General features: G+C 63.3%; 26 protein-coding genes. 18 read left to right on the top strand and 8 right to left on the bottom strand.

What is annotated here, in order from left to right:
• The first annotated feature begins 113 nt into the window (after nt 1-113).
• Nucleotides 114-533 (top strand): hypothetical protein, encoded by a 420-nt coding sequence (locus tag AC3WLP_RS04015; protein WP_017147974.1) that lies wholly within the window; start codon nt 114-116, stop codon nt 531-533.
• A gap of 22 nt (nt 534-555) precedes the next feature.
• On the top strand, nt 556-1,428 hold the full coding sequence (locus tag AC3WLP_RS04020; protein WP_088513255.1) for a cation diffusion facilitator family transporter: 873 nt from the start codon (nt 556-558) through the stop codon (nt 1,426-1,428).
• Nucleotides 1,429-1,705: 277 nt separating this feature from the next.
• On the opposite strand, the gene AC3WLP_RS04025 is transcribed toward AC3WLP_RS04020, so the two are convergent.
• Nucleotides 1,706-2,542, bottom strand: a complete 837-nt coding sequence (locus AC3WLP_RS04025) for a DUF6515 family protein (RefSeq protein WP_004576861.1) — start codon at nt 2,540-2,542, stop codon at nt 1,706-1,708.
• Nucleotides 2,543-2,937: 395 nt separating this feature from the next.
• On the opposite strand from AC3WLP_RS04025, the gene AC3WLP_RS04030 reads away from it, so the two are divergent.
• Nucleotides 2,938-3,414, top strand: coding sequence for an Lrp/AsnC family transcriptional regulator (locus AC3WLP_RS04030; protein WP_003249795.1), 477 nt, complete (start codon nt 2,938-2,940; stop codon nt 3,412-3,414).
• Nucleotides 3,415-3,467: 53 nt separating this feature from the next.
• Nucleotides 3,468-3,671 (top strand): DUF2788 domain-containing protein, encoded by a 204-nt coding sequence (locus tag AC3WLP_RS04035; protein ID WP_003249787.1) that lies wholly within the window; start codon nt 3,468-3,470, stop codon nt 3,669-3,671.
• 113 nt (nt 3,672-3,784) lie between these two features.
• On the opposite strand, the gene AC3WLP_RS04040 is transcribed toward AC3WLP_RS04035, so the two are convergent.
• The 3 genes from AC3WLP_RS04040 to AC3WLP_RS04050 all read right to left on the bottom strand — a co-directional run bounded on the left by AC3WLP_RS04040 (nt 3,785) and on the right by AC3WLP_RS04050 (nt 7,666).
• The gene (locus AC3WLP_RS04040) at nt 3,785-4,438 is read right to left on the bottom strand and encodes a pseudouridine synthase (RefSeq protein ID WP_492576056.1); all 654 of its coding nucleotides are present in this window, start codon (nt 4,436-4,438) and stop codon (nt 3,785-3,787) included.
• 6 nt (nt 4,439-4,444) lie between these two features.
• Nucleotides 4,445-5,908, bottom strand: a complete 1,464-nt coding sequence (gene amn / locus AC3WLP_RS04045; protein WP_003249782.1) for an AMP nucleosidase — start codon at nt 5,906-5,908, stop codon at nt 4,445-4,447.
• Between the two features lie 105 nt (nt 5,909-6,013).
• Nucleotides 6,014-7,666, bottom strand: a complete 1,653-nt coding sequence (locus tag AC3WLP_RS04050) for an acyl-CoA dehydrogenase family protein (protein WP_088513256.1) — start codon at nt 7,664-7,666, stop codon at nt 6,014-6,016.
• Nucleotides 7,667-7,741: 75 nt separating this feature from the next.
• Here AC3WLP_RS04050 and AC3WLP_RS04055 point away from each other — a divergent pair, with 75 nt between their 5' ends.
• The gene (locus AC3WLP_RS04055; protein WP_196250024.1) at nt 7,742-7,867 is read left to right on the top strand and encodes a diguanylate phosphodiesterase; all 126 of its coding nucleotides are present in this window, start codon (nt 7,742-7,744) and stop codon (nt 7,865-7,867) included.
• A 142-nt stretch (nt 7,868-8,009) separates the two neighbouring features.
• Here AC3WLP_RS04055 and AC3WLP_RS04060 read toward each other — a convergent pair whose 3' ends face one another.
• Nucleotides 8,010-9,998, bottom strand: a complete 1,989-nt coding sequence (locus tag AC3WLP_RS04060; RefSeq protein WP_088513257.1) for a sensor histidine kinase — start codon at nt 9,996-9,998, stop codon at nt 8,010-8,012.
• A 265-nt stretch (nt 9,999-10,263) separates the two neighbouring features.
• On the opposite strand from AC3WLP_RS04060, the gene AC3WLP_RS04065 reads away from it, so the two are divergent.
• From AC3WLP_RS04065 to AC3WLP_RS04080, 4 genes are all read left to right on the top strand, one after another.
• Nucleotides 10,264-11,061 carry a hydroxymethylpyrimidine/phosphomethylpyrimidine kinase gene (locus AC3WLP_RS04065; protein ID WP_003249777.1) on the top strand — a complete coding sequence of 266 codons (798 nt, stop codon included), beginning with the start codon at nt 10,264-10,266 and terminating at the stop codon, nt 11,059-11,061.
• Between the two features lie 13 nt (nt 11,062-11,074).
• On the top strand, nt 11,075-11,698 hold the full coding sequence (gene thiE, locus AC3WLP_RS04070; RefSeq protein ID WP_004576913.1) for a thiamine phosphate synthase: 624 nt from the start codon (nt 11,075-11,077) through the stop codon (nt 11,696-11,698).
• Nucleotides 11,699-11,714: 16 nt separating this feature from the next.
• Nucleotides 11,715-12,998: a glutamate-1-semialdehyde 2,1-aminomutase gene (gene hemL / locus AC3WLP_RS04075; protein WP_012053798.1), complete on the top strand. Its 1,284-nt coding sequence runs from the start codon at nt 11,715-11,717 to the stop codon at nt 12,996-12,998.
• A 244-nt stretch (nt 12,999-13,242) separates the two neighbouring features.
• On the top strand, nt 13,243-13,788 hold the full coding sequence (locus tag AC3WLP_RS04080; RefSeq protein ID WP_004576914.1) for a tetratricopeptide repeat protein: 546 nt from the start codon (nt 13,243-13,245) through the stop codon (nt 13,786-13,788).
• A 3-nt stretch (nt 13,789-13,791) separates the two neighbouring features.
• Here the strand turns inward: AC3WLP_RS04080 and AC3WLP_RS04085 are convergent, their stop codons facing one another.
• Nucleotides 13,792-14,118 carry a DUF1820 family protein gene (locus tag AC3WLP_RS04085; protein WP_003249769.1) on the bottom strand — a complete coding sequence of 109 codons (327 nt, stop codon included), beginning with the start codon at nt 14,116-14,118 and terminating at the stop codon, nt 13,792-13,794.
• A gap of 230 nt (nt 14,119-14,348) precedes the next feature.
• Between AC3WLP_RS04085 and AC3WLP_RS04090 the strand changes: the two genes are divergently transcribed.
• The 4 genes from AC3WLP_RS04090 to lnt are packed head-to-tail and all read left to right on the top strand — an operon-like array spanning nt 14,349 to nt 18,204.
• Nucleotides 14,349-15,347 carry a PhoH family protein gene (locus AC3WLP_RS04090; RefSeq protein WP_004576915.1) on the top strand — a complete coding sequence of 333 codons (999 nt, stop codon included), beginning with the start codon at nt 14,349-14,351 and terminating at the stop codon, nt 15,345-15,347.
• Nucleotides 15,340-15,813: an rRNA maturation RNase YbeY gene (ybeY, locus tag AC3WLP_RS04095; RefSeq protein WP_003249763.1), complete on the top strand. Its 474-nt coding sequence runs from the start codon at nt 15,340-15,342 to the stop codon at nt 15,811-15,813. Before AC3WLP_RS04090 ends, ybeY begins: the two co-directional genes overlap by 8 nt.
• Before the next feature lie 25 nt (nt 15,814-15,838).
• Nucleotides 15,839-16,678 (top strand): CorC family transporter, encoded by an 840-nt coding sequence (locus tag AC3WLP_RS04100; RefSeq protein ID WP_003249762.1) that lies wholly within the window; start codon nt 15,839-15,841, stop codon nt 16,676-16,678.
• Between the two features lie 8 nt (nt 16,679-16,686).
• Nucleotides 16,687-18,204, top strand: a complete 1,518-nt coding sequence (gene lnt / locus AC3WLP_RS04105) for an apolipoprotein N-acyltransferase (protein WP_003249759.1) — start codon at nt 16,687-16,689, stop codon at nt 18,202-18,204.
• Between the two features lie 146 nt (nt 18,205-18,350).
• On the opposite strand, the gene AC3WLP_RS04110 is transcribed toward lnt, so the two are convergent.
• Together AC3WLP_RS04110 and AC3WLP_RS04115 are read right to left on the bottom strand one after the other, a co-directional pair.
• Complete coding sequence (locus AC3WLP_RS04110) at nt 18,351-19,112, bottom strand: YdcF family protein (protein WP_012053801.1); 762 nt, start codon at nt 19,110-19,112, stop codon at nt 18,351-18,353.
• Between the two features lie 134 nt (nt 19,113-19,246).
• A complete protein-coding gene (locus tag AC3WLP_RS04115; RefSeq protein WP_012053802.1) occupies nt 19,247-19,561 on the bottom strand; it encodes a hypothetical protein in 315 nt (104 codons plus the stop codon).
• Nucleotides 19,562-19,788: 227 nt separating this feature from the next.
• Here AC3WLP_RS04115 and leuS point away from each other — a divergent pair, with 227 nt between their 5' ends.
• The 5 genes from leuS (at nt 19,789) to AC3WLP_RS04140 (ending at nt 25,898) form a co-directional block, all read left to right on the top strand.
• On the top strand, nt 19,789-22,395 hold the full coding sequence (gene leuS, locus AC3WLP_RS04120; RefSeq protein ID WP_004576918.1) for a leucine--tRNA ligase: 2,607 nt from the start codon (nt 19,789-19,791) through the stop codon (nt 22,393-22,395).
• Nucleotides 22,396-22,456: 61 nt separating this feature from the next.
• Nucleotides 22,457-23,062 carry an LPS-assembly lipoprotein LptE gene (locus AC3WLP_RS04125; RefSeq protein ID WP_012053804.1) on the top strand — a complete coding sequence of 202 codons (606 nt, stop codon included), beginning with the start codon at nt 22,457-22,459 and terminating at the stop codon, nt 23,060-23,062.
• Between the two features lie 39 nt (nt 23,063-23,101).
• Nucleotides 23,102-24,139, top strand: a complete 1,038-nt coding sequence (holA, locus tag AC3WLP_RS04130) for a DNA polymerase III subunit delta (protein ID WP_003249749.1) — start codon at nt 23,102-23,104, stop codon at nt 24,137-24,139.
• Between the two features lie 217 nt (nt 24,140-24,356).
• Nucleotides 24,357-24,521 carry an alternative ribosome rescue factor ArfA gene (arfA, locus tag AC3WLP_RS04135; RefSeq protein WP_003249747.1) on the top strand — a complete coding sequence of 55 codons (165 nt, stop codon included), beginning with the start codon at nt 24,357-24,359 and terminating at the stop codon, nt 24,519-24,521.
• A 60-nt stretch (nt 24,522-24,581) separates the two neighbouring features.
• Nucleotides 24,582-25,898: a lytic murein transglycosylase gene (locus AC3WLP_RS04140; RefSeq protein WP_003249746.1), complete on the top strand. Its 1,317-nt coding sequence runs from the start codon at nt 24,582-24,584 to the stop codon at nt 25,896-25,898.
• Nucleotides 25,899-25,918 lie beyond the last annotated feature (20 nt).

The following is a 25,918-nucleotide window of genomic DNA, read 5'->3' on the forward strand; positions in this document are numbered from 1 at the left end:
GGTCCTCGAACAGTCTCGCGAGTATAACGGCGAACCCAGCCTGCTCTATCATGGTCTTAACATCAGGTGCAGGCGCTTCGCTTGTCCTGCTGAACACCTTTTCGGAGATTTACATGCGCATCTCGACCCGCGTCATCGGTGGCGCCCTCATCGCCACCCTGCTGACCCAACTGACGGCCTGCGGCACCATTTTCTACCCGGACCGGCGCGGCCAGATCGGCGGCAAGATCGACCCTGTGGTTGCCGCCATGGATGCCATTGGCATCCTGTTCTATGTAATCCCGGGGCTGATTGCCTTCGGTATCGACTTTGCCACCGGCGCCATCTACTACCCAGGTGGCCGCACTGCCCAGGTTGACCCGGCCAAACTGCAAGAAGCCGTCAGCCCGGATGGCAAGGTCGACAACCTGAAGCTGCAAGCCATTCTGGAAAGCGAACTGGGCCAGCGCCTGCCGCTGAACGACCCACGGCTGATCCAGCACCGCGGCAGCATCGAACAACTGGCCAGTATGGGCCTGGTACCGACAGCCTGAGCCACACGGACACTGACCACGGATGATCACTACTCCGGCTGAACACCAGCGCCTGCTCCGCCTGGCCACGCGCGCGTCACTGGCGGTGGCCAGCATCCTGGTGCTGAGCAAGGCGCTGGCCTGGTGGCTGAGCGGTTCGGTGAGCCTGCTGGCCGGGCTGACTGACTCGGCACTGGACGCCGTGACCTCGTTCCTCAACCTGCTGGCGGTGCACTACGCCCTGCGCCCGGCAGACGATGATCACCGGTTCGGCCATGGCAAGGCCGAGGCCTTGGCCGGTATGGCGCAGGCGCTGTTCATCGGTGGCAGTGCGGTGCTGATCGGGGTGCAGGCGGTCGAGCGCCTGTCCACCCCGCAACCGCTGGGTGATACCTCAATCGGTATCGCGGTGATGCTGCTGTCGCTGGTGCTGACGGTCGCCCTGCTGGCGCTGCAGTACAAGGTAATCCGGCTCACCGGCTCTACTGCGGTACGGGCAGATTCACTGCACTACCGTTCTGACTTGTTGCTCAACGGCAGCATTCTGCTGGCCCTGTTGCTGGCGCGTTTTGGCTGGCCGCAGCTGGATGCGCTGTTCGGCCTGGGCATCGCCTTTTACATCCTCTGGAGCGCGCTGCAAATTGCTCGCGAAAGTACGGCGATCCTGATGGACAAAGCGTTACCCGGCGACGTTGGCGAGGACATGGCTGCGCTGGTGCTGGCCGTTGCAGGCGTGAAAGGCGTGCATGACCTGCGCACGCGCGTGTCGGGCAACCAGTGGTTTGTGCAACTGCACCTGGAGCTGCCGGGGCAACTGCCGCTGCATGAGGCACATAGTTTGTGCGTGGAGGCCTCGCGGGTGATCCGCCAGCGTTACCCACAGGCGGACGTGATGGTGCACGCCGACCCGGTATGAGGTAACCCCCCATGCCCCACCGATTACGCAATCCCTTGTAGGCGCGGGTTCATCGCGAAAGGGCCTGGGCTGCTGGCCAATTTCCACCTGCCGATCACCGTTGCCGCCGCTACCGTATTCGCGGGTAAACCCGCTCCTACACGCGCACAGGCCGTTGTAGGAGCGGGTTCACCCGCGAATGGGCCGGGCCTGCTGGCCAATTTCCACCCGCCGTTCAGCGTTGCCGCCGCTACCGTATTCTCGGGTAAACCCGCGCCTACACAGTTCCGCGCAGGGTTCAGTTGATGCTGTAACCCCGACCACTGAAGCAAGCCCCCAGCGCCCGCTGGTAGTGGCTGAGCACAGTGGCCGCCGGTGCGTACGTCGCCGTCGCCGGGTCGAAGCCTGACTGGCTCACCGCCCAGCGATGGCATTGGTAGCGGTCCTGCTCCTGCTGTTCCTGACCCTGGCCATACATCGGATAGGCCACCACGTCATACCCGCCATTTGCCGGGGCCACCGGCACGGGCGACGGCACGCCGACCGGCGGATTGACCACCACATATTCCTGGCTGTCTGCCAGGTACTGGTAATAGGTATCGGCCACCAGAAAGAACAGCGCACCACCCAACCACACTTCCCGCGCATAAGGCGGCAGGTAATTGACCCGCACGCCGTACGGCGGGGTCACCACGATGTAACTGCCCCCGTGCGGGCGGTACCAGTAACCCCCCGAGTAGAAATAATCAGCGCCCCGGTAGGGTACTTTCCAGTAGCGGTCAGAAAAATGGTCCACCGTGTGCCCCGGGCGATACTGCGGCCCAGGCCCCCAGCCATTGCCGTGGCCATCCGGGCGCCCGTGCCAGTCGCCACCGGGCCGTTGCCCCGGGCCACCGGCTTGCCAGTGGTGATCATCACCGTGGCGGCGGGGAATGTCCTGGTAATACCCCTGGCGCGGCGGTTGGGTCTGGCGCACTTCGTCGCGCGAGTTGAGCGAGCGCCCCGGCCCACCCTCACCTTGCACCTGCTGGCCACGTTCACCGGGCCCTTCGCCGGGCCCTTCAGCCAAGGCCCCAAGGCTGATGCTCAAACCCAGCAAACCAACACCTGCCAACTGCCAGATGCGCGACGTCATGGTGTTCCTCTCGGTAGAAAAAACTGCAACCAACGCCAGTCTACCGCGCCCACCACACAGGCAAATTAAAATTCCCGACATGAAAAAAGGGAGGCCACAGGGCCTCCCTTCAGGAATTGTCGTCCGTGCTCGGCACTTGTGGCGCCGGCTCACCTCACACCGTCTTCTGGAAGGTGTGTAGCCCGGGGGCCTGCAGATCCTGTTGGATGGCTGGCCGCAACCGCCCGCCTAGGGCGCGTCGCCGTGGACTGATGTCCGGGCAGTGATTCTGGTGATAAAGATACCGGACGGGTTGCGACAGAGGATTGCGAATATTGCTCAGATAAATAGCACTTGCGCAATTTTTCACCCTCGATTGATAATTCGCAGCAATCCGAACAGAAAAGGCAAATGCCATGAGCAAACTTGACCGCTACGACCTGAGCATCCTCGCCGAATTGCAGCGCGATGCGCGCATTTCCAACCAGGAACTGGCCGAACGCATCGGCCTGTCGCCATCGCCATGCTCGCGTCGGGTCAAGCAACTGGAGGACGATGGCTACATTTCGCGCCAGGTGGCCCTGCTCGACCGCAAGAAGCTGGGCCTGAGCCTGACCGCCTATGTATTGATAGGCATGGACCGCCACACCCCGGAACGCTTTGAAACATTCGAGGCCGCCATCCGAAACCTGCCACAGGTGCTCGAATGCAGCCTGGTCACCGGCATGGATGCCGACTATCAGTTGAAAGTGGTGGTGCCGGACATGGACCACTACCAGAAACTGCTTCTAGGCAGCCTGACCCGCATCGAAGGCGTCACCAGCGTGCGCTCGAGCTTCGTGCTCAACCAGGTGTTGGCCAGCACCGAGCTGCCATTGACCCACCTGCGTTAAATGCTTACCCAGCCGACGTATAATCGGACGCTCAACCCGCCTGGAGAACACCGATGGATCCCGCCGTATTCGAAGAATGGATGATGATCATTCTGGTCACCGTGCTGATCGGTTTCATGGGCTTCATCGTCTGGGACCTGGCAAAAAAGTCAAAGGCGGGTAAGTTCGGGACGCTGATCCTGTTCTTCGTACTGGGCCTGGGGGTGCTGGCCTTCATCATCAAAAGCGTGGTGGTGGGCTTTCTGGAAGGCGTATAAAACATTTCAGGGCCATTCGCGGGCACGCCCGCTCCCACAGGTTGGGCGCAGCCTTCAAGTACTGCACCGTCCCTGTGGGAGCGGGCGTGCCCGCCAACAGGCCCTGACCTGAACTAAAGCTTGGCAGGGACCTCCCGCCAGCAACCCTGCCCCAGCCCATCCAGCGCCCAGTCACCAATGCGCACGCGCACCAGGCGCAAGGTCGGCAAGCCCACTGCTGCCGTCATCCGCCGCACCTGACGGTTACGCCCTTCGCGAATCACCAGCTCCAGCCAGCTGGTCGGCACGCTCTTGCGAAAGCGTACCGGCGGGTTACGCGGCCACAGCTCGGGTTCTTCCAGGCGCCGCGCCTCAGCCGGCAAGGTCGGCCCATCATTCAGCGCCACACCATCGCGCAAACGCTGCAACTGCTCGTCACTCGGTTCGCCTTCCACCTGGACCCAGTAGGTCTTGGCCAGCTTGTGCTTCGGGTCGGCAATCCGCGCCTGCAACCCGCCATCGTTGGTCAGCAACAGCAAGCCTTCACTGTCACGGTCCAGCCGCCCGGCCGGGTACACGCCCGGGATGTCGATGAAGTCCTTGAGCGTCGCGCGCCCTTCACCGTCGCTGAACTGGGTCAGCACGTCGAACGGTTTGTTGAACAGGATCAGGCGAGGCTCGGCAGGTGGCGCCTTGGCCTGGCGACGTGGGCCGGCGGCAGGGCGCGCCGGGCGGGGGGCCGCCCGCGCCTGGGGGCGGCGCGGCTTGTTACGGGGTGGCAGTGACATGAATCCTCAGCGGAACGGCGGCTCATCGAAGCTGCGCAGTTTACGCGAGTGCAGCGAGTTCAGCTCGGTGCGCAGCAGGTCGAGGGCGGCAATGCCGATCTTCAGGTGCTGGCTGACCGCCCGGTTGTAGAAGGCGTTGGCCGAACCTGGCAGTTTGATCTCGCTGTGCAGCGGCTTGTCGGACACACACAGCAAGGTGCCGTAAGGCACGCGCAAACGGTAGCCCTGGGCAGCAATGGTGCCGCTTTCCATGTCCACCGCCACGGCACGCGACAGGTTGATCAGCGGGCGTTCCTGGGCCCAGCGCAGCTCCCAATTGCGGTCGTCGTAGGTCAGCACCGTGCCGGTGCGCAGGCGCTTTTTCAACTGCTCGCCACGCTCGCCAGTGACCTGAGCGGCGGCCTCCTGCAAGGCCATCTGTACTTCGGCCAGGGCCGGGATCGGGATATTCGGCGGCACGACCCGGTCGAGAATGCCGTCACGGCGCATATAGGCGTGTGCCAGCACGTAGTCGCCGATGGTTTGCGACTGCCGCAGGCCGCCGCAGTGGCCGATCATCAGCCAGCAATGCGGGCGCAGCACGGCCAGGTGATCGGTGATGTTCTTGGCGTTGGACGGGCCGACACCAATGTTGACCAAGGTAACGCCATTGCCGTCGGCGGCGATCAGGTGGTAGGCCGGCATCTGGAAGCGGTGCCAGACCACGCTGGCCACCAGAGCCTGGGTTTCGCCATGGTCCATGCCCTTTTCGATCACGACGTTGCCCGGCAGCACCATACGCACGAAGCGCGAGTCGTCACGCAGCTGTTCCAGGCCATGGCTGATGAACTGGTCGACATAGCGGTGGTAGTTGGTCAGCAGGATCCACGGCTGTACATGGCGCCAGTCGCTGCCGGTGTAGTGCACCAGGCGGCGCAGCGAGAAGTCGACCCGCGCGGCATCGAACAATGCCAGTGGCATGATTTCAGCATGGTCCCAGTCGTACAGGCCATCAGCGATGTTGTCGGTGGCCGCCGACAGGTCGGTGCTGGGGAACACCCGCGCCAACTGCGCAGCGGTAATGCCGCTGCCAGCCAATTCGTCGCCCTGGTCGACCACATAGGGGTAAGGGATGTTCTGCTCGCTGACGCCGACTTCTACCGTAACGGTGTAGTCATGCATCAGCGGGCGCAGTTGCTCCAGCAGGTAGCCACGGAACGCAGCGGGCTGAGTGACGGTGACGCTGTAGGTGCCGGCAACCTGGACCTTGGCATAAGCGCGGGTGGTGGCGGCGACTTCGCCATGGCTATAGTAGGTCAGGCGCAGTGCCGGGTAGCGGAACAGGTCGCGCTCATCGGTATCGGGCTCGGTACGGTCCTTCAGGTAACGCTTCAGGGCCTGACTCAGGGCACCTGTGGCCTGTTCATGCAAGGCCGCCAGACGGTCGACGGCCTGTTCGGGGGTATCAACGACTACAAAAGCGTGGCTCACACTGTGCTTCCTGTCTGGACATGCATGTGATCCATCTTGCCTGCCTTCTTGGTTAAATACACCCCCATTGATCGGTGTTGGGTGCATTCGCGGGCAAGCCCGCTGCTACAGCGGCCAGGCTGGTGTAGCCCTTGATACCAATGCCGCCACATCCACACCTCGAGGCAGCGCCCCGTACACCCGGCCACCACCGGCCAAGCGGCTGCCGATAAACGCATCACTGACCTCTGTATTCCCCGCCTCCAGCAGCAGCTTGGCCTGCAATGCCAGGGCAATATCCTCGGTCAGTTGCCGCGCGCGGTACTGCATGTCACCGGTGTCGGCAAACGCACCCTTGAGGTTGCCGATATGCGCCGCCAGGCGCGGGTCGCCATGCCCGTCACCCAGCTCGACAAACAGTGCATCGAGTACGCCCGGCTCCTTGGACAAGGCCCGCAGCACATCCAGGCACTGCACGTTGCCCGAGCCCTCCCAGGTCGAGTTGACCGGTGCCTCGCGGTACAGCCGTGGCAGAATGCTGTCTTCCACATAACCCGCGCCACCCAGGCATTCGGCGGCCTCGTTGATCATGGCCGGCGCACGTTTGCAGATCCAGTACTTGCCCACCGCCGTGACCAGCCGGGCGAAATGCGCCTGCTGCGGGTCGTCCAGTTGCTCCAGCGCCTGGCCCATGCGCAAGCTCAGGGCAAGCGCAGCCTCGCTTTCCAGGGCCAGGTCGGCCAGCACGTTCTGCATCAATGGCTGCTCGTTCAGCACCCGCCCGCCGACCTTGCGATGCGCGCAATGGTGGGCCGCCTGCGTCAACGCCTGGCGCATCAGTGCGCTGGAGCCGACCATGCAGTCGAACCGGGTCATGGCGACCATCTCGATGATGGTCGGCACGCCGCGGCCCTCTTCGCCAATCATCCACGCCAGCGCACCGCGGAACTCCACCTCGCTGGAGGCATTGGAGCTGTTGCCCAGCTTGTTCTTCAGACGCTGGATATAGAACTGGTTGCGGTTGTCATCGGGGCGATGGCGCGGCAGCAGGAAGCAGCTCAGGCCTTTTTCGGTTTGTGCCAAGGTCAGGAAAGCGTCGCACATCGGCGCCGAGCAGAACCACTTGTGGCCAACCAGCTCATAAGCCTGCCCCGGGCCTGGCGCACCGACCGGATAGGCTCGGGTAGTGTTGGCGCGCACATCGGTGCCGCCCTGCTTTTCGGTCATGGCCATGCCCAGGGTGACCCCGGCCTTGTGCCGGTCGCCAATGTTGCGCGGGTCATATTCGCAGGCAAGGACCTTTGGCAGCCAGTATTCAGCCAGCTCAGGCTGCAGGCGCAATGCCGGCACGGCGGCAAAGGTCATGGTCAGCGGGCAGCCGGTGCCGGCCTCGGCCTGGCTGTGCAGGTAGGTCATCGAAGCCCGTGCAACATGGGCGCCAGCACGGGGCTCGGCCCATGGCAAAGACGGCAGGCCATGTTCGACGGCGGTACGCATCAGCTCATGGTAGGCCGGGTGGAACTCGACCAGGTCGATGCGATGGCCATAGCGGTCGTGGCTGCTGAACTCGGGTTTGTGCGCGTTGGCCAGGAAGCCTGCCTGCATCAGCGGGCCGCCGGCCAGGGCACCATAGGCGTCGATCCGCGACTCGGCCCAGCCCGCGCCAAAACGCCTTGACCATTCTTGCAATGGCAGGTCGAGGCGGTACAGGTTGGCACCGTCGAGCGGCGGCGGCTGGTTGGTGACTTCGTGGGTTTCAGCGTACTGGTGCAGGCTCATCGGGGGGCTCCTGGATCCGGGTAGGCTTGAAAGACCCAGTGAAGCACTGCTTGCGGGGTAGTCAAAGGGGTATTAATGACTAAACGTGTGGTTGCAGGCGTGCGCGCGCGTAGGAGCGGGTTTACCCGCGAATACGGTGGCGGCGGCAACGGTGAACGGCGGCTGGATATCGGCCAGCAGACCCGGCCCTTTCGCGGGTGAACCCGCTCCTACAACGACCTGTGCATGTTTAGGAGCGGGTTTACCCGCGAATACGGTGGTGGCGGCAACGGTGAACGGCGGGTGGAAACTGGCCAGCAGGCGCGGCCCTTTCGCGGGCAAGCCCGCGCCTACAGGCTGTGCGCTACAGCGAGCGCCGCACCTGCAGCAGGTTCGGGCTCATCTGCACCTGCGAAATCGCCACATTCAAACTCAACTCGAAGCGGCTGCCCAACCCGCGCGTCGATTCATGCGCCAATCTGGCCCCCAGCAACTCTCCCATCTGCCGGCAAATCGACAACCCAATCCCCAAACCGCCATACCGCCGGGTCATCGAACCGTCGACCTGGAAGAACCGCTGGTACAGGGTCGACTGCTCCAGATCATCGAAACCGATACCGCTGTCGCTGACGGTAAAGGTCAACGCCAGATCATCCGGCCCCACCCGGCGGCCGCGCACCTGGATCATCACACCGCCCTGATGGGTGAACTTCAAACCGTTGTCCACCAGGCAACCCAGGCAGTGCGCCAGTTTCTGCCCGTCACCGAGCAACCCGTCCGGCAGGTCGGCCGGAATATCCAGGCTCAGGTACAAGCCTTTGCCCAGCGCCTGCCCGGCATAACCGGCGCGCAAGCCTTGCAACAGGGCGCGCAGGCTGAACGGTGCCGGCTGCGCCCGCAGGCGGCCGGCCTGCAATTCGGACAGGGTAAGAATGGCATCGACCATATCCATCATGCCTTGGGCAGACCCCACTGCCGTGTGATGGTACTGAGCCATTTCAGCCCCCATCGGTAGGGTGTGCATCAGCTCGAGCGAGCCAATCACCCCATTCATCGGGGTGCGCAGTTCATGCGTCACGCTGGCCAGGAACTCGTCCTTCAGACGATTGCTCCTGGCCAGTTGCAGGTTCAGTTGCTCCAGCGTACGCCCAGTGTCGCGCAAGGTCTGTGCCTGCTGCTCGCGCAGGCTGTTGATGCGGTCGGCCAGCGCCAGCGACAGCAAAGCCACTTCCAAGGCCGAACCGAGCTGGCTGGCATACATGGTGATGAACACGTTCGGCAGGTAGCCCAGCACCATCAAGGTGTTGACCAGACCACCAAGCAGGAACGCCGTCCAGGCGATGATGAACCAGCGCGCCACTCGAAAGCCGCGCCACCAGGCATAAAGGCCGGCGCTGAAAACGCTTATGGTGAACAGCAGCGCCAGCAGCGTGGCCATGCGCAGCGCAATGCCGTAGGGCATGCTCACCGCCAGTACCATGACCAGCGCGCCACCCAGCATCAGCAGTTGCAACAGGCGGTCGAAACCACGGCTGATGCTGCCCAATTGCAGGAAGTGCCGGGCGAACTGGCAACCGAACAGGCCGGCTGCACCGATGAACAAAGGCGTGGAGGCATTCGCCCACCAAGGGCTGTCTGGCCAGAAATAGGCTACACCGGCGCCATTCACCGAGACCTGGTAAAGGCCGAACGAAGCGATGTAAAGGATGTAATAGAGGTAGCTGACGTCACGCACGCTGAGGTAGATGAACAGGTTGTACACCAGCATCACCAGCAACACGCCGTAGATCATCCCCAGCACATACAGGCGCGTGGGCTGCTCTTCCAGATAGGCGTCAGGGGACCATAGTGCCAGCGGCGCTTGCACCGAACCCTGGCTTTGCAGTCGCAGGTACGCGGTGGTCACCTTGCCAGGTGGCAGTTGCAGTTCGAACAAGTAGTTGTTCTGCCGGATCTGTCGGCTGTCGTAGGGCAAGGCATCGCCCGTGCGCTGCGCCAGGCGGTACAAGCCGCTGCTGTCAGGCAAATACAGTTCGAGGTGATCCAGCGGCGGGTAGGCCAGCTCCAGCAGCCATTGCCGCGGGGCTGCGCTGGGCACGGCAACGGGGCGCAGCTCGACCTTGAGCCAGAACACCGAGGTGGAGTAACCGGCGTTCAGCACATCCTCACGGTGGGGCTGAAAGTATTTGGCAAACCCGGGGGCACTGACCTGAGCGATGCTGGCATTGCCATCGGGGTCTTCATAAACCTGCATGGCCTTGCCCAGTGGGAGATACCGGGTAGCGTCGTCGAAATCGACCGCTCCGGCCAGCACGGGCAGCAAACCCATAAGCACAATCAGCAAATAGCGCATACAGCCCCAGCATGGCCTGCCCGGTCGCGTCGCGGTAGCCTCCCATCCGTTTGAGACGACGTGATCCTGCAGCACCCGTTTGTCGAGTTATCCGAGCACTCTAGCATAGCCTCACAACCTGGCAATCGGCCACATAAAAACACAAAGAAAAGGCTCTAAATCAATGCTTTCAAAAGAAAACCAATCAGCAACCTGACCGATCGATCAGTAAAACTCGTTTGTCGGACGATCCGCCCAAACAGGTTTGGTGGTAAGCTCGCCGACCATGAATACCTACAGCTCCCGCCCCGTTGTCCTCTGTCTCTCCGGCCACGACCCCAGTGGCGGCGCCGGCTTGCAGGCAGATATCGAAGCCCTGATCGCCCAAGGCTGCCACGCTGCACCTGCAGTGACCGCCCTGACCGTGCAGGATACCGTCAACGTTTCCGACTTCCGCGTGCTCGACCGCGAGTGGGTGCTGGCCCAGGCCAACGCCGTGCTGGCCGACTCCACGGTGGCCGCCGTCAAGTTGGGCATGCTCGGCTCGATCGAGATGGTCGACACCGTCGCCGAACTGCTGGCCGCCCACCCCCACCTGCCGCTGGTCTGCGACCCGGTGCTGCGTGCCGGTGGCGGTGGCCGCCTGGGCAAGGACGAAGTGGGCTATGCCCTGCGCGAACGCCTGCTGCCGCTGGCGACCATCGCCACGCCGAACCTGCCCGAAGCACGCATCCTCGCCGAACTGCCCGAAGGCAGCGCTGACGAATGTGCCGAGAAACTGTTGCCGTTCTGTAGACACCTGCTGATTACCGGCGGTCACGGCGACGAAGACGAAATCCACAACCGCCTGTACACCCAGGACGGCCAGCACTTCACCTGGACGTGCCAGCGCCTGCCAGGCAGCTACCACGGCTCGGGCTGCACCCTGGCCAGCGCCTTGGCCGGCCGCCTGGCGCTCGGCGAGCAGCTGGAAAGCGCCGTGCGCACCGCCCTGGACTACACCTGGCGCACCCTGCGTGACGCCGAGCAACTGGGCAAGGGCCAGTACGTGCCGCGCCGCCTGCCCCTGGACTTCTGCTCCTGATACGAGGCCTTCAATGAAGCTACGCGGTCTGTACGCCATCACCGACAGCCAGCTGCTCGCCGGCCGTTTCCTGTCCCATGTCGAGGCGGCCCTGGAAGGCGGCGTGTGCCTGCTGCAGTACCGCGACAAGAGCGACGATGCAGCGCGCCGCCTGCGTGAAGCCGAAGGGCTGATGAAGCTCTGCGAGCGTTACGGCACCCAGTTGCTGATCAACGATGACGCCGAACTGGCCGCCCGCCTGGGTGTCGGCGTGCACCTGGGCCAGACCGACGGCCCGCTGACCCCGGCCCGCGCACTGCTCGGCCGTCAGGCAATCATCGGTTCCACCTGCCACGCCAGCCTCGAACTGGCCGCCCAGGCTGCCAGCGAAGGCGCCAGCTACGTGGCCTTTGGCCGCTTTTTCAATTCTGTCACCAAGCCGGGCGCGCCCGCTGCCAATGTCGGCCTGCTTGAGCAGGCCCGCGCCCAGGTGAAACTGCCGATCGCCGTGATCGGTGGCATCACCCTCGACAACGCCGCCCCGCTGGTCGCCCACGGTGCCGACCTGCTGGCGGTGATCCACGGCTTGTTCGGTGCCGACAGCGCGCAGGAAGTCACCCGCCGCGCCCGCGCCTTCAACGCCTTGTTCGCATCCTGATTCGAGAGATACTGCCATGTCCCGTTCCGAAGCCCTGTTCGCCCAAGCCCAGAAGCACATCCCTGGCGGTGTCAACTCGCCAGTCCGCGCTTTCAAGAGCGTTGGCGGCACGCCGCTGTTCTTCAAGCATGCCGAAGGCGCCTATGTCGTTGACGAGGACGACAAACGCTACGTCGACTACGTCGGCTCCTGGGGCCCGATGATTCTCGGCCACGGCCACCCGGACGTGCTGGACTCGGTACGCAAGCAGCTGGAGCATGGCCTGTCCTACGGCGCGCCGACCGCCATGGAAACCGAGATGGCCGACCTGGTCTGCTCGATCGTCCCGTCGATGGAAATGGTGCGCATGGTCAGCTCGGGCACTGAAGCCACCATGAGTGCCATCCGACTGGCACGTGGCTACACTGGCCGTGATGCCATCATCAAGTTCGAAGGCTGCTACCACGGCCACTCCGACAGCCTGCTGGTAAAAGCCGGCTCCGGCTTGCTGACCCAAGGCGTGCCAAGTTCGGCAGGCGTGCCAGCGGACTTCGCCAAGCACACCCTGACCCTGCCGTTCAACGACATCGCCGCCGTCGAGAAGACCCTGGCCGAAGTTGGCCAGACCGTGGCCTGCATCATCGTGGAGCCAGTGGCCGGCAACATGAACTGCGTACCACCGGCACCGGGTTTCCTCGAGGGCCTGCGCGAGCAATGCGACAAGCATGGCGTGGTGCTGATCTTCGACGAAGTGATGACCGGTTTCCGCGTCTCGCTAGGCGGCGCCCAGGGCCATTACGGCATCACGCCGGACCTGTCGACCTTCGGCAAGATCGTCGGTGGCGGCATGCCGGTCGGCTGTTTCGGCGGCAAGCGTGAAATCATGGGCTGCATCGCCCCGCTCGGCCCGGTCTACCAGGCCGGCACCCTGTCGGGCAATCCGCTGGCCATGGCCGCCGGCCTGACCACCCTCAAGCTGATCAGCCGCCCAGGTTTCCACGCCGAGCTGACCGACTACACCAGCCGCATGCTTGACGGCCTGCAGCAACGCGCCGATGCCGCTGGCGTGCCATTCGTCACCACCCAGGCCGGTGCCATGTTCGGCCTGTACTTCAGCGGCGCCGACGATATCGTCACCTTCGAAGACGTGATGGCCAGCGATGCCGAGCGCTTCAAGCGCTTCTTCCACCTGATGCTCGACGGTGGCGTGTACCTGGCACCGAGCGCATTCGAGGCGGGCTTCACCTCCATCGCCCATGGCGACAAGGAGCTGCAGATCACCCTGGATGCGGCTGAGAAAGCCTTTGCTGCCCTGAAGTGATGGCCAGCCTGTACCGGCCTCTTCGCGAGCAAACCCACGCCTACACTCATGAAAGCGACGCCCCCTTGTAGGCGCGGGTTCACCCGCGAAGAGGCCGGCACAGGCAATAAATACGCACGCACAATCAGCTGACTTCCCCAACCAAGCAGAAATTCGAGTAAAACTTTGTAAGGTTGGCGCTGCTTATCCCATAATGTGCCACCAGAGACATTGGCCGCAGCTTTGCAGAGGTAAGTCGATCCCCATGAACCGCACCGGCCGCGCCCTGACCCTGGGCTGCCTGTTGCTTCTTCAGCCCCTGCTGGCCCTGGCGGAGGGCGGTAACTCGTTGCTGATTCCGGCGACGGGCCGCTGCACCTTGAACGTTCAGCCTGAAGACCTGGCAAACGCCCTCAAGGCCTGCGAGCAGACGGCGACTGCGGGGGATGCCCAGGCGCAATTCGAACTGGGCGAGTATTACTACACGCAAACGCCAAAAAACCTGGGCAAAGCCCTGGACTGGTTCCAGAAGGCATCGCTGCAAGGCCAAGCCGACGCCCAATACCGCCTGGGTGCCATGTTCTTCCATGGCGAAGGGGTCAAGGCCAACAACGTGCAGGCCTACATCCTGCTGAAAATGGCTGCGGTCAACGGCGCCGAAGATGCGCTGGACATGGCCGACGAAGTGACCGAGCAAATGCCCCGTGACGAACTGGAGCATGCCACCCAGGTGCTCGGCCAGATTTTCCGCAAGTACCTGCTCGAACTGCAGAACGCCGAAGGGCGCACGCCGTTCTCGCCGCTTCCCTGAAGGTCACTTTTCCGGCATTGGCATCGGGAACGGCATCACATTGCCGCCGCCCTTGGCCTCGCTGATCTTCGCCGTGCCCAGGCGCTCCACCTCATCGATGCGCACAATCGAGTGCATCGGCACGAAACTGCGGACCACTCCGTCGAACTGGCTCTTGAGCTTCTCCTCACTCGGGTCCACTACCAGTTGCGAGCGCTCGCCGAACACGAACTCCTCGATTTCCAGAAAGCCCCACAGGTCACTCTGGTAGATCTGCTTGGCGTACATCTCGAAGACCTGGCCCTGGTTCAGGAAGATCACTTTATAGATGGCGGGTTCGCGTTTGCTCATGTTCGACCAGATAACACATGCGTAAGAAAAGGTGGGCATGATACCTGTTCTGGCCTGTTCACGGGTGAACCCGCGCATAGGATCCCCACCGGCCTTGCCGGAGTGGATTGACCCGCGGGGAGGCCAGAACAGCCCGTACATACCGTTGAACGTTTCAGTGCTTTCGCCACTGCCATTCAAGGGTTATTCTTGAGTTCAACTCCATTGCCGTCGAGCGGCTAAAAACGACCTTGAACGCACCCATAGAACCCCATCGTTTCATCCTCGAACCCTTCGAGGCCCACCGTTTCGCCAACTTGTGCGGCCAGTTCGACGAGCACCTGCGCCTGATCGAACAGCGCCTGGCCATCGAGATCCGCAACCGCGGCAATCAGTTCGAACTGATCGGCGAACCCAGGACCACCTCCGCTGCCGAACAGCTGCTGCGCCGTCTCTATCGCGAGACCAAGGCCACCGACCTGTCACCGGAAACCGTGCACCTGTACCTGCAGGAGTCGGCTGTCGAAAACATCGACAACCCGGCCGTCAACGAGGTCAGCGTGTCGCTGCGCACGCGCAAGGGCAATATCCGCCCGCGCGGGCTCAACCAACAGCGCTACGTCAAGGAAATCCTGGCCAACGACATCAATTTCGGCATCGGCCCGGCCGGTACCGGCAAGACCTACCTGGCCGTAGCCTGCGCCGTGGACGCGCTGGAGCGCGAACAGGTGCGCCGCATCCTGCTGGTGCGCCCGGCGGTCGAGGCGGGTGAAAAGCTCGGTTTCCTGCCCGGCGACCTGGCACAGAAAATCGACCCGTACCTGCGCCCGCTGTACGACGCCCTGTACGAAATGCTTGGCTTCGAACACGTGGCCAAGCTGATCGAACGCCAGGTGATCGAAATCGCCCCTCTGGCCTACATGCGTGGCCGCACCCTGAACAACAGCTTCATCATCCTCGACGAAAGCCAGAACACCACGCTCGAGCAGATGAAGATGTTCCTGACCCGCATCGGCTTCGGCTCTACCGCGGTGATCACCGGTGACATCACCCAGGTCGACCTGCCCCGTGGCACCAAGTCGGGCCTGGCGCACGTCATCGAGGTGCTGAAGGACGTTCCGGGGATCAGCTTTACCCATTTCCAACCCAAGGATGTGGTTCGTCACCCACTGGTTCAGCGTATCGTCGAAGCCTACGACCGCTTCGAAGCCCGCCAGTCCAAGCCCGAGGCGCCCGGCAAAGATGCTTGAACTTGATATCCAACGGGCCACGGATGCTGCCACGCCAGAAGACGCCGCCTTGCGCCGCTGGTGTGAATTGGCGTTGCGCCAGCGCAGCGCCGACTCGGAAATGACCATTCGCCTGGTCGACGAAGCCGAAGGCCGGGAGCTGAACCATACCTACCGGCACAAGGACTACGCGACCAATGTGTTGTCGTTCCCGGCCGATGTGCCCGATGAGCTGCTCGATATCCCGCTGCTGGGCGACCTGGTCATCTGTGTAGCGGTGGTCGAGCGCGAAGCGGCCGAACAAGGCAAATCGCTGGAAGCGCACTGGGCGCACCTGGTCATCCACGGTTGCCTGCACTTGCTCGGCTATGACCACATCGAAGATGAGGAGGCTGAGGAAATGGAAAGCCTGGAACGGGAATTGCTGGCAGAACTGGGTCACCCTGACCCGTATGCCGATGATGAAACCGACTCAATCACACACTGATACACGAAGGATCACGAGAACCGCCATGAGCGAAGATCGATCGAGCAACGGGCAGAAGTCCTGGCTGGGTAAACTGACCCAGGCTTTTGCCCATGAGCCGAAAAACCGCCAGGAGCTGCTTGAGCTGCTGCGCGAAGCCCATCAGAACAAATTGCTGGACAGCGAAGCGCTGACCATCGTCGAAGGCGCCATTCAGGTCGCCGACCTGCAGGTTCGCGACATCATGGTGCCGCGCTCGCAGATGAACAGCATCAAGGCCGGCCAGTCGCCTCGCGAGTTCCTGCCGGCGGTGATCGACGCCGCGCACTCGCGCTACCCGGTAATCGGCGAAAGCCATGACGATGTGCTCGGGATCCTGCTCGCCAAAGACTTGCTGCCGTTGATCCTCAAGGAGAACGGCGACAGCTTCAACATCAAGGACCTGCTGCGCCCGGCCACCTTCGTACCCGAGTCCAAGCGCCTGAACGTGTTGCTGCGTGAATTCCGCGCCAACCACAACCACATGGCCATCGTCATCGACGAATATGGCGGCGTGGCGGGCCTGGTCACCATCGAGGACGTGCTGGAACAGATCGTCGGCGATATCGAAGACGAGCACGACGTCGAGGAAGACAGCTACATCAAACCACTGCCCAGCGGTGATTTCCTGGTCAAAGCGCTTACCCCGATCGAGAACTTCAACGAGTTCTTCGACAGCGAGTTCTCCGATGACGAGTTCGACACGGTCGGCGGCCTGGTGATGAGCGCCTTTGGCCACCTGCCCAAGCGCAACGAAACCACTGAGATCGGGTCTTACAAGTTCCGTATTCTCAACGCCGACAGCCGGCGGATACACTTGCTGCGCCTGACCCCGATCACCCGTTAAGGACAAACATGCGTTGGATCACCCGCCCCGGCTGGCCCGGTAACCTGCTGGCCCTGGCGGCCGGTGCTTCCACCCTCCTGGCCCTGGCGCCGTTCGACATCTGGCCGTTGGCGGTGCTGTCCATCGCAGTGCTCTACCTTGGCCTGCGCGAGCTCAGCCCGCGCCAGGCCATGTGGCGTGGCTGGTGGTTTGGGTTCGGCCTGTATGGCGCCGGCACCTGGTGGATCTACGTCAGCATGAACACCTACGGCGGCGCCTCGCCGCTGTTGGCAATCGTGTTGCTGCTGGCGTTCTTCGCCGCACTGGCCTGGTTCTTCGCCCTGCCCACCTGGCTATGGGCGCGCTGGCTACGCCGCAACGAAGCACCACTGGCCGACGCCTTGTGCTTCGCCGCCCTCTGGTTACTGCAAGAGGCCTTCCGCGGCTGGTTCCTGACCGGCTTCCCCTGGCTCTACGCCGGCTATAGCCAACTGGACGGCCCGTTGGCCGGCCTTGCGCCGCTGGGCGGCGTCTGGCTGATTTCCTTCACCCTCGCCCTCACCGCCGCCCTGCTGTGCAACCTGCACCGCCTGCGCACCCGCCCCTCGTTTCTGGCCGTGGCCAGTGTGCTGTTGCTGGCCCCCTGGGGGCTGGGCCTGGCGCTCAAGGGCCATGCCTGGACCATTCCGGCAGGCGAGCCGCTGAAAGTGGCAGCGATCCAGGGCAACGTCGAGCAGGACCTGAAATGGGACCCCGCGCACATCGACGCGCAACTGGCGCTATACCGCGACCTGAGCTTCAGTTCCAGGCCGGTGGACCTGCTGGTGTGGCCGGAAACCGCCGTTCCGGTGCTCAAGGACCAGGCCCAGGGCTACATCGACGTGATGGGCCGCTTCGCTGCCGAGCGCCATTCGGCACTGATCACGGGCGTGCCGGTGCGTGAAGAAGTGCACCACCAGCGCCGCTACTACAACGGCATCACCGTCACTGGCGAAGGCGATGGCACCTACCTCAAGCAGAAGCTGGTGCCATTTGGCGAGTATGTGCCGCTGCAAGACGTGCTGCGTGGGGCCATCGAGTTCTTCAACCTGCCCATGTCGGACTTCGCCCGCGGCCCGGAAGATCAGCCGCTGCTGCAGGCCAAGGGCTACCAGATTGCGCCTTACATCTGCTACGAGGTGGTCTACCCCGAATTCGCCGCCGGCCTGGCTGCGCGTAGCGACCTGCTGCTGACCATCAGCAACGACACCTGGTTCGGCAAATCGATCGGCCCCTTGCAGCACCTGCAGATGGCGCAGATGCGCGCGCTGGAAGCCGGCCGCTGGATGATCCGCGCCACCAACAACGGCGTGACCGCGCTGATCGACCCGTTTGGCCGCATTACCACGCAGGTTCCGCAGTTCCAGCAGGCCGTGCTGTATGGCGAGGTGGTGCCGATGCAGCAGCTGACGCCTTACCTGCAATGGCGCTCATGGCCGCTGGCAATTGTCTGTGCATTGCTGCTGGGGTGGGCGTTGCTGGCAGGGCGTATTGCAAAAACCGTCTGATTGGCGATACGCGGCCACTGTAGGAGCGGGTTTACCCGCGAATACGGTAGTCGCGGCAACGGTGAACGGCGGGTGGAGATTGGCCGGCAGGGCAGGCCCTTTCGCGGGCAAGCCCGCTCCTACAGGGGATTATGTAAGCCGGTAAATCAGTAGAACACCCGATACCCCACCAACCCCACCACTTCATTGAACAACTGCCCGCTCTGCCACATCGCCCGGCTCTCTGGCAGCAGACCGCCAAACGGCCGCGCATGATCGCGCCCAAGGAACCCCACTGGCGCCGGCACCACCTCGAACCCCGCCATTTCAAAACTCCAGCGTGAGCGCTGCATGTGCCAGGCCTGGGTCACCAGCACCACCCGGCGAAACCCCAAAGGCTGCAGCACCTTGGCCGTGAGCTGAGCGTTTTCCCAGGTCGTGCGGCTGGCCTCTTCGCGCCATTTCACCTCGACCGCGAAATCTTCATGCAGGCGTTCCGCCATCAGCCTAGCCTCGCTGGGCGGCGTGCCGTAATGCAACCCACCACTGGTCAACACTGGCAGGCCCGAGGCCTTGGCCAGCCGCGCGGCAAAGCGCATACGTTCCAGTGCCGTGGCCGTGGGCTGGTCACTGCCACCCCAGGCCGGGTCCCCGCGCTCGCGCCCGGCGCCCAGCACCACAATGGCATCCGCCCGGTTCGCCAGGCCGGCCCAGTCGCTCACGGCCAGCGGCGGCTCACTTTCCAGCACACGGGCGGTTTCCTGCACCACCAGCGGCAGGCTCATCAACCACAGGCCACCCAGCCCTACGCTAAAGCAAAGCGCCGCCAACCGTGGCCGCCGCGTACGCAGCCACCATGCCGCAAGCAGCAGCAAAAACAGCACGCCCGGCGGCATCAGCCATTGTTTGATGAAGAATCGGATCGGCATCGGCCACACCTCCTTGGCAGGCGTGCAGCCTAGAAGGATCGACGCCGGTCAACAAGTGCGTACCGGCGTCGATCTTGAGTTGTGTGATAGTGAAGAACCGGCGCGCGATAGCCTGCGCCTGGCGTCCTGAACGGCTAGCGATGTGGCAGCGTCCTGGATCTCGCCGTACTGGCGGGGCGTTTCTTGTCCTTGAGCCAGATGATCTTGGCCGATGTCGGCTCCGCTTGTGGGTAACTGCCGACAGCGGCATTGTGGCGCTCCGGAAGGGATTCCAGGTAGGCCTTGATCACTTCGAACTCCGCGTGGCTCAGGCCACGCAACTCAAGCTCAGCTGGCATCTCGTCGCGCAATCGCACCGAGGTCCTGGCCGTTTCCAGTGCCAGGCCAAGCCGGTCGATCAGGCGCTCGTAAAGCTCCGGTCTGATTGCGGGTAGCTGCGTCTCTCCCATCCGTTCACCTCATTGAAGGTAAGAATATCTCCCCCCACACCTGAGCTTAGCGTCGCTGCAAAAAGCAGCCGTGCGCCGCGACCAGCGGCCATTCGCAACGAAGGTTTCCCACGATGCGCGGCGCTGCTGTATGCTACGGCGTTCACTCTAAACGACACCGGAGTGCCGGACGCAGCGAGGTTCCGCTGCCTGGAACAAGGTCTCTTCTCTCTCAGCCAAAAGTAGCCATGCACGAACAATACACGCCCCGTGATATCGAAGCCGCCGCCCAGAAGTTCTGGGACGAGCAACAATCGTTCGCTGTTACCGAACAGCCAGGCAAAGACACCTACTATTGCCTATCGATGTTCCCGTACCCGAGCGGCAAGCTACACATGGGCCACGTGCGCAACTACACCATCGGTGACGTGATTGCCCGCTACCAGCGCATGCTGGGCAAGAACGTCCTGCAACCGATGGGCTGGGACGCTTTCGGCATGCCCGCGGAAAACGCGGCGATGAAAAACAACGTCGCCCCGGCCAAGTGGACGTACGAAAACATCGACTACATGAAGACCCAGCTCAAGAGCCTGGGCCTGGCCATCGACTGGGCACGTGAAGTCACCACCTGCAAACCCGACTACTACCGTTGGGAGCAGTGGCTGTTCACCCGCCTGTTCGAAAAAGGCATCATCTACCGCAAGAACGGTACCGTGAACTGGGACCCGGCGGACCAGACCGTACTGGCCAACGAACAAGTCATCGACGGCCGTGGCTGGCGTTCGGGCGCGCTGATCGAGAAGCGCGAAATCCCGATGTACTACTTCCGCATCACCGATTACGCCGACGAGCTGCTGGAGAGCCTCGACGAACTGCCGGGCTGGCCTGAGCAGGTCAAGACCATGCAGCGCAACTGGATCGGCAAATCGCGCGGCATGGAAGTCCAGTTCCCGTACGATCAGGCCAGCATCGGCCACGAAGGCACCCTCAAGGTCTTCACCACCCGTCCGGACACGCTGATGGGCGCCACCTACGTCGCCGTCGCCGCCGAGCACCCGCTGGCCACCCAGGCTGCGCAGGGCAACCCGGCGCTGCAGGCGTTCATCGATGAGTGCAAGAGCGGCAGCGTTGCCGAAGCCGACATGGCCACCCAGGAGAAGAAAGGCATGGCCACTTCCCTGCTGGTCGAGCACCCGCTGACTGGCGAGAAGCTGCCAGTATGGGTCGCCAACTACGTGCTGATGCACTACGGTGATGGCGCGGTCATGGCCGTGCCGGCCCACGACGAGCGCGACTTCGAGTTCGCCCACAAGTACAACCTGCCAGTCAAGGCTGTGGTGCGCACCAGCGCTGGCGATGAAGTCGGCAGCGAGTGGCAGGCCGCCTATGGCGAGCACGGCCAGCTGATCAACTCCGCCGAGTTCGACGGCCTGGACTTTGCTGGTGCCTTCGACGCCATCGAAGCGGCCCTGATCCGCAAGGAACTGGGCAAATCGCGTACCCAGTTCCGCCTGCGCGACTGGGGTATCAGCCGCCAGCGCTACTGGGGCTGCCCGATCCCGATCATCCACTGCCCGTCCTGCGGCGACGTCCCGGTGCCGGAAGACCAGCTGCCGGTCACCCTGCCGGAGAACGTGGTGCCGGACGGCGCTGGTTCGCCACTGGCGCGCATGCCTGAATTCTACGAATGCAGCTGCCCGAAATGCGGTGCTGCGGCCAAGCGCGAAACCGACACCATGGACACCTTCGTCGAGTCGTCCTGGTACTTCGCCCGCTACGCCTCGCCAAACTACGACAAAGGCCTGGTCGACCCCAAAGCCGCCAACCACTGGCTGCCGGTAGATCAGTACATCGGTGGTATCGAACACGCGATCCTGCACCTGCTGTACGCGCGCTTCTTCCACAAGCTGATGCGTGACGAAGGCCTGGTCACCTCGAACGAGCCATTCAAGAACCTGCTGACCCAGGGCATGGTGGTCGCCGAGACCTACTACCGCGTTGCCAGCAACGGCGGCAAGGACTGGTTCAACCCGGCCGATGTCGAAATCGAGCGTGATGCCAAAGCCAAGATCATTGGCGCCCGCCTGAAGACCGACGGCCTGCCGGTGGAAATCGGTGGCACCGAGAAGATGTCGAAGTCGAAAAACAACGGCGTAGACCCGCAGTCCATGATCGAAGCCTACGGTGCCGACACCTGCCGCCTGTTCATGATGTTCGCCTCGCCGCCCGACATGAGCCTGGAATGGTCCGACTCCGGCGTCGAAGGTGCCAGCCGCTTCCTGCGCCGTGTCTGGCGCCTGGCTCAGGCTCACGTCAGCCAGGGCCTGCCAGGCAAGCTGGATGTTGCCGCCCTGGACGACGCGCAAAAGGTCATCCGCCGCGCCATTCATGCGGCCATCAAGCAGGCCAGCACCGATGTGGGCCAGTTCCACAAGTTCAATACCGCCATCGCCCAGGTGATGACCGTGATGAACGTGCTGGAAAAGGCCCCGCAAGCCACCGAACAGGACCGCGCCCTGCTGCAGGAAGGCCTGGAAGCCGTCACCCTGCTGTTGGCGCCGATCACTCCGCACATCTCTCACGCGCTGTGGCAGCACCTGGGCCACGCAGGCTCGGTGATCGATGCCGCCTGGCCAAGCGTCGACGAACAGGCGCTGGTGCAGGACTCCATTACCTTGGTGGTTCAGGTCAACGGTAAACTGCGCGGCCAGGTCGAGATGCCTGCTGCTGCCAGCCGCGAAGAAGTCGAAGCCGCTGCCCGCAGCAACGAGAATGTCCTGCGCTTCATCGATGGCCTGACCATCCGCAAGGTCATCGTGGTACCGGGCAAGCTGGTCAACATCGTCGCCAACTGATGAAAACGCCCACCCGCATTGGCTGCGGGTGGGCGGAACAGGCCCAAAAGGGAGCAACAACATGATCAAACGCAATTTGCTGGTAATCGGCCTGGCGGTCATGCTCAGCGCCTGCGGTTTCCAGCTGCGCGGCACCGGCTCCACCGAGCTGAGCGTAAAGGAAATGGACGTCAGCGCGCGCAATGCCTATGGCCCGACCGTGGTCCAGCTGCGTGAAGTGCTGGAACGTAGCGGCGTCAACGTGCACACCGGCGCACCGTATCGCCTGGTGCTGACCAACGAACAGGAGCGCGAGCGCTCGGCTACCTACAACAGCGGCAACCGTACCGCCGAGTACGAGCTGACCACCAAGCTGGATTACAGCATCCTGGGCCTGAACAACCTGGAGCTGATGAGCGACAAGCTGGAGGTGCGCAAGGTCTACGTGCGTGACGGCTCGAACATCACCGGCTCCGAGCAGGAAGCCAAACGCGCCCGCGAAGAAATGCGCCGCGACCTGGTCAACGCCATGGTCGTACGTTTGCAAATGCTGTCCCCATCCCAGCTGGATGAGTTGCAGCGTAAAGCCGACGAGCGCGCCAAAGCCGAAGCTGCCGCGCTGGAGGCTGCCCGCCGCCAGCAAGCCGAGACGCCTCAGCAATCGCCACTGGAAGTACCGGGCAACTAAGCCCGCGAGGGGCGCCCTCGGGCGCCCCACCTGTTCCCCATGAAACTTGCCCCCGCCCAACTCAACAAGCACCTGCAAGGCGCCTTGGCACCGGTCTACGTGGTCAGCGGCGACGACCCGCTGCTGTGCCAGGAAGCCGCCGACGCCATCCGCAATGCCGCGCGTCAGCAAGGTTTCGATGAACGCCAGGTATTCAGTGCCGACGCCAACTTCGACTGGGGCACCCTGCTCCAGGCCGGTGCCAGCCTGTCACTGTTCGCCCAGCGTCGCCTACTGGAACTGCGCCTGCCCTCGGGCAAGCCCGGTGACAAGGGTGCCGCCGCCCTGATGGAATACTGCGCCAACCCCGCCGAAGACACGCTGCTGCTGATCAGCCTGCCCAAGCTCGACAGCAGTGCGCAGAAGACCAAGTGGGGCAAGGCATTGATAGAAGGCGCCCATTGCCAGTTCATCCAGATCTGGCCGGTGGATGTGCACCAGCTCCCGCAGTGGATCAACCAGCGCCTGCAACAGGCCGGCCTGTCGGCCCAGCGTGATGCCGTCGACCTGATTGCCGCGCGCGTGGAAGGCAACCTGCTGGCAGCCGCGCAGGAAATCGAAAAACTCAAGCTACTGGCCGAAGGCAGCCAGATCACCGTGGAAACCGTGCAGGCTGCCGTCGCCGACAGCGCTCGCTTCGATGTCTTCGGCCTGGTCGATGCCATTCTCAACGGCGAGGCTGCGCATGCCCTGCGCATGCTCGAAGGCTTGCGCGGTGAAGGTGTGGAGCCGCCAGTCATCCTCTGGGCCTTGGCCCGTGAGCTGCGCCAACTGGCGGGGCTAGCCCAGCAGTTCAGCCAAGGCGTGCCATTGGACAAGGCGTTCAGCCAGGCCCGCCCGCCCATCTGGGACAAACGCCGACCGCTGGTCAGCAAAGCCCTGCAGCGCCTCTCGGCGCAACGCTGGGCGCAATTGCTGCAGGATGCCCAGCGAATCGATGCGCAGATCAAAGGGCAGGCTGAAGGTTCGCCGTGGATTGGCCTGGCGCGGCTGTCGCTGTTGATGGCTGGCCAGCGCCTGGCCCTCCCTCCCGAGTAACTGCGGCCACTGGTAGGAGCGGGTTTACCCGCGAAGAGGCCGGACCTGCTAATCAATCTCCACCCACCGTTCACCGTTGCCGCCGCCACCGTATTCGCGGGTAAACCCGCTCCTACACATAGGCACCAGCGCCTCGACCATATACACAATCAATTGGCCCCCACCCTTCGGGGGGCCTACAGTGCGCCCGAAACTCACCCAACCCGGGAAGCCCACCATGAGCAAAAAGCCGAAAAAGCACGGCCCCAACAAGGCCAAGTCCATCGTTGCCCAGCCACTGTTCCGCTGCCGCCAGGAACAACCGAACAAGGGCAAAGGCAGCTACCGCCGCGAAGCCTTCCAATCGAGAGATTGGGAGGCTTCCTACTTTTTGGCTGCATGAAAGCATCGCAAGCGCAGGCATGATATGGTCGTCACCTGACCTGCAACTCTGGATCTGTGCATGCTCTTCCGTCTTATCCCCCGCTGGGAAACCCGCCAGCTGATCGCGGCCTCCAGCTTCATTCTGCTCGTGGCCTGTGCGGAAAAGCCCACCGCCGCCGACGCGCTGCCGCTGGCCCCTGCCCAACCCAATCCCGTGGTGACCGTGCCCGGCGCAACGCCCGACGTCAGCACTGACATCCAGCCCCTGCAAACCTTCGCCCAATGGCAAGCAGGCTTCCGCGAGCAGGCACTGCAAGCCGGTATTTCGCCGAGCACCTTCGACCGTGCCTTCCTCGGTGTCACCCCCGACCTGGACGTGATCAAAGCAGACCGCAGCCAGCCAGAGTTCACCCGCCCGGTGTGGGAATACCTCGAAGGCGCCCTGTCGCCCCTGCGTGTGCGCAACGGCAAAAAGCTGCTGGAGCAGAACGCCGAGCTGCTGACTCGCCTTGAGCAACGCTATGGCGTGGACCGCCAGGTGCTGGTCGCGGTGTGGGGCATGGAAAGCAACTTCGGCCAGTTCCAGGGCAACAAGTCGGTGATCCGCTCGCTGGCCACTTTGGCCTATGAGGGCCGCCGCCCACAGTTCGCCCAGGACCAGCTGATTGCCGCGCTGCAGATCATCCAGCACGGAGACATCCAGCCTGAAGCCATGCGTGGCTCGTGGGCCGGCGCCATGGGCCAGACCCAGTTCATCCCGACCACCTACAACACCCATGCCGTGGACTTCGACGGCGATGGCCGCCGCGACATCTGGAACAGCACACCAGACGCCCTGGCCTCAACAGCGCACTACCTGCAAAGTTCGGGCTGGAAACGCGGCCAACCGTGGGGCTTCGAGGTACAGGTGCCGGCCGGCTTCGACTTCTGGCAGGCCGATGGTGCACTGCGCAAACCGGTGAGTGAATGGCTGGCGATGGGCGTGAAACTGCCAGCGGGTACCCAGCTGCCGCCAGGTAGCAACCAGCTGTCTGCCGCCCTGCTGCTGCCGGCCGGTGCACGCGGCCCGGCGTTCCTGGTGCTGGACAACTTCCGCGCCATCCTCAAGTACAACAACTCGTCGTCCTATGCCCTGGCGGTGAGCCTGCTCGGGGATCGCTTCAGCGGCTGGGGCTTCATTGCCGGCAGCTGGCCGAAAGAGGACCTGCCGCTCAGCCGCAGCGAGCGCATGGAGTTGCAGAACCTGTTGAACAGCCGCGGGCATGATGCGGGTAATGCCGATGGCATTATCGGGGCCAATACCCGCAAGGCGATCCGCAATGCCCAGCAAGGGCTGGGCTGGCCGGCGGATGGCTACCCGACCCATAAGCTGCTTGAGAGCCTGCGGCAGCAGTAAGCATTTCGGGGCCGCTGCGC

This window comes from Pseudomonas sp. FW305-E2 (assembly GCF_058782925.1).

Bases quoted from the DNA above. Each gene is read 5' to 3' on its own strand.
- AC3WLP_RS04015 (WP_017147974.1), top strand. From the start codon at position 114: ATGCGCATCTCGACCCGCGTCATCGGTGGCGCCCTCATCGCCACCCTG.
- AC3WLP_RS04020 (WP_088513255.1), top strand. From the start codon at position 556: ATGATCACTACTCCGGCTGAACACCAGCGCCTGCTCCGCCTGGCCACG.
- AC3WLP_RS04025 (WP_004576861.1), bottom strand. From the start codon at position 2,542: ATGACGTCGCGCATCTGGCAGTTGGCAGGTGTTGGTTTGCTGGGTTTG.
- AC3WLP_RS04030 (WP_003249795.1), top strand. From the start codon at position 2,938: ATGAGCAAACTTGACCGCTACGACCTGAGCATCCTCGCCGAATTGCAG.
- AC3WLP_RS04035 (WP_003249787.1), top strand. From the start codon at position 3,468: ATGGATCCCGCCGTATTCGAAGAATGGATGATGATCATTCTGGTCACC.
- AC3WLP_RS04040 (WP_492576056.1), bottom strand. From the start codon at position 4,438: ATGTCACTGCCACCCCGTAACAAGCCGCGCCGCCCCCAGGCGCGGGCG.
- AC3WLP_RS04050 (WP_088513256.1), bottom strand. From the start codon at position 7,666: ATGAGCCTGCACCAGTACGCTGAAACCCACGAAGTCACCAACCAGCCG.
- AC3WLP_RS04055 (WP_196250024.1), top strand. From the start codon at position 7,742: ATGACTAAACGTGTGGTTGCAGGCGTGCGCGCGCGTAGGAGCGGGTTT.
- AC3WLP_RS04060 (WP_088513257.1), bottom strand. From the start codon at position 9,998: ATGCGCTATTTGCTGATTGTGCTTATGGGTTTGCTGCCCGTGCTGGCC.
- AC3WLP_RS04065 (WP_003249777.1), top strand. From the start codon at position 10,264: ATGAATACCTACAGCTCCCGCCCCGTTGTCCTCTGTCTCTCCGGCCAC.
- thiE (WP_004576913.1), top strand. From the start codon at position 11,075: ATGAAGCTACGCGGTCTGTACGCCATCACCGACAGCCAGCTGCTCGCC.
- hemL (WP_012053798.1), top strand. From the start codon at position 11,715: ATGTCCCGTTCCGAAGCCCTGTTCGCCCAAGCCCAGAAGCACATCCCT.
- AC3WLP_RS04080 (WP_004576914.1), top strand. From the start codon at position 13,243: ATGAACCGCACCGGCCGCGCCCTGACCCTGGGCTGCCTGTTGCTTCTT.
- AC3WLP_RS04085 (WP_003249769.1), bottom strand. From the start codon at position 14,118: ATGAGCAAACGCGAACCCGCCATCTATAAAGTGATCTTCCTGAACCAG.
- ybeY (WP_003249763.1), top strand. From the start codon at position 15,340: ATGCTTGAACTTGATATCCAACGGGCCACGGATGCTGCCACGCCAGAA.
- AC3WLP_RS04100 (WP_003249762.1), top strand. From the start codon at position 15,839: ATGAGCGAAGATCGATCGAGCAACGGGCAGAAGTCCTGGCTGGGTAAA.
- lnt (WP_003249759.1), top strand. From the start codon at position 16,687: ATGCGTTGGATCACCCGCCCCGGCTGGCCCGGTAACCTGCTGGCCCTG.
- AC3WLP_RS04110 (WP_012053801.1), bottom strand. From the start codon at position 19,112: ATGCCGATCCGATTCTTCATCAAACAATGGCTGATGCCGCCGGGCGTG.
- AC3WLP_RS04115 (WP_012053802.1), bottom strand. From the start codon at position 19,561: ATGGGAGAGACGCAGCTACCCGCAATCAGACCGGAGCTTTACGAGCGC.
- leuS (WP_004576918.1), top strand. From the start codon at position 19,789: ATGCACGAACAATACACGCCCCGTGATATCGAAGCCGCCGCCCAGAAG.
- AC3WLP_RS04125 (WP_012053804.1), top strand. From the start codon at position 22,457: ATGATCAAACGCAATTTGCTGGTAATCGGCCTGGCGGTCATGCTCAGC.
- holA (WP_003249749.1), top strand. From the start codon at position 23,102: ATGAAACTTGCCCCCGCCCAACTCAACAAGCACCTGCAAGGCGCCTTG.
- arfA (WP_003249747.1), top strand. From the start codon at position 24,357: ATGAGCAAAAAGCCGAAAAAGCACGGCCCCAACAAGGCCAAGTCCATC.
- AC3WLP_RS04140 (WP_003249746.1), top strand. From the start codon at position 24,582: ATGCTCTTCCGTCTTATCCCCCGCTGGGAAACCCGCCAGCTGATCGCG.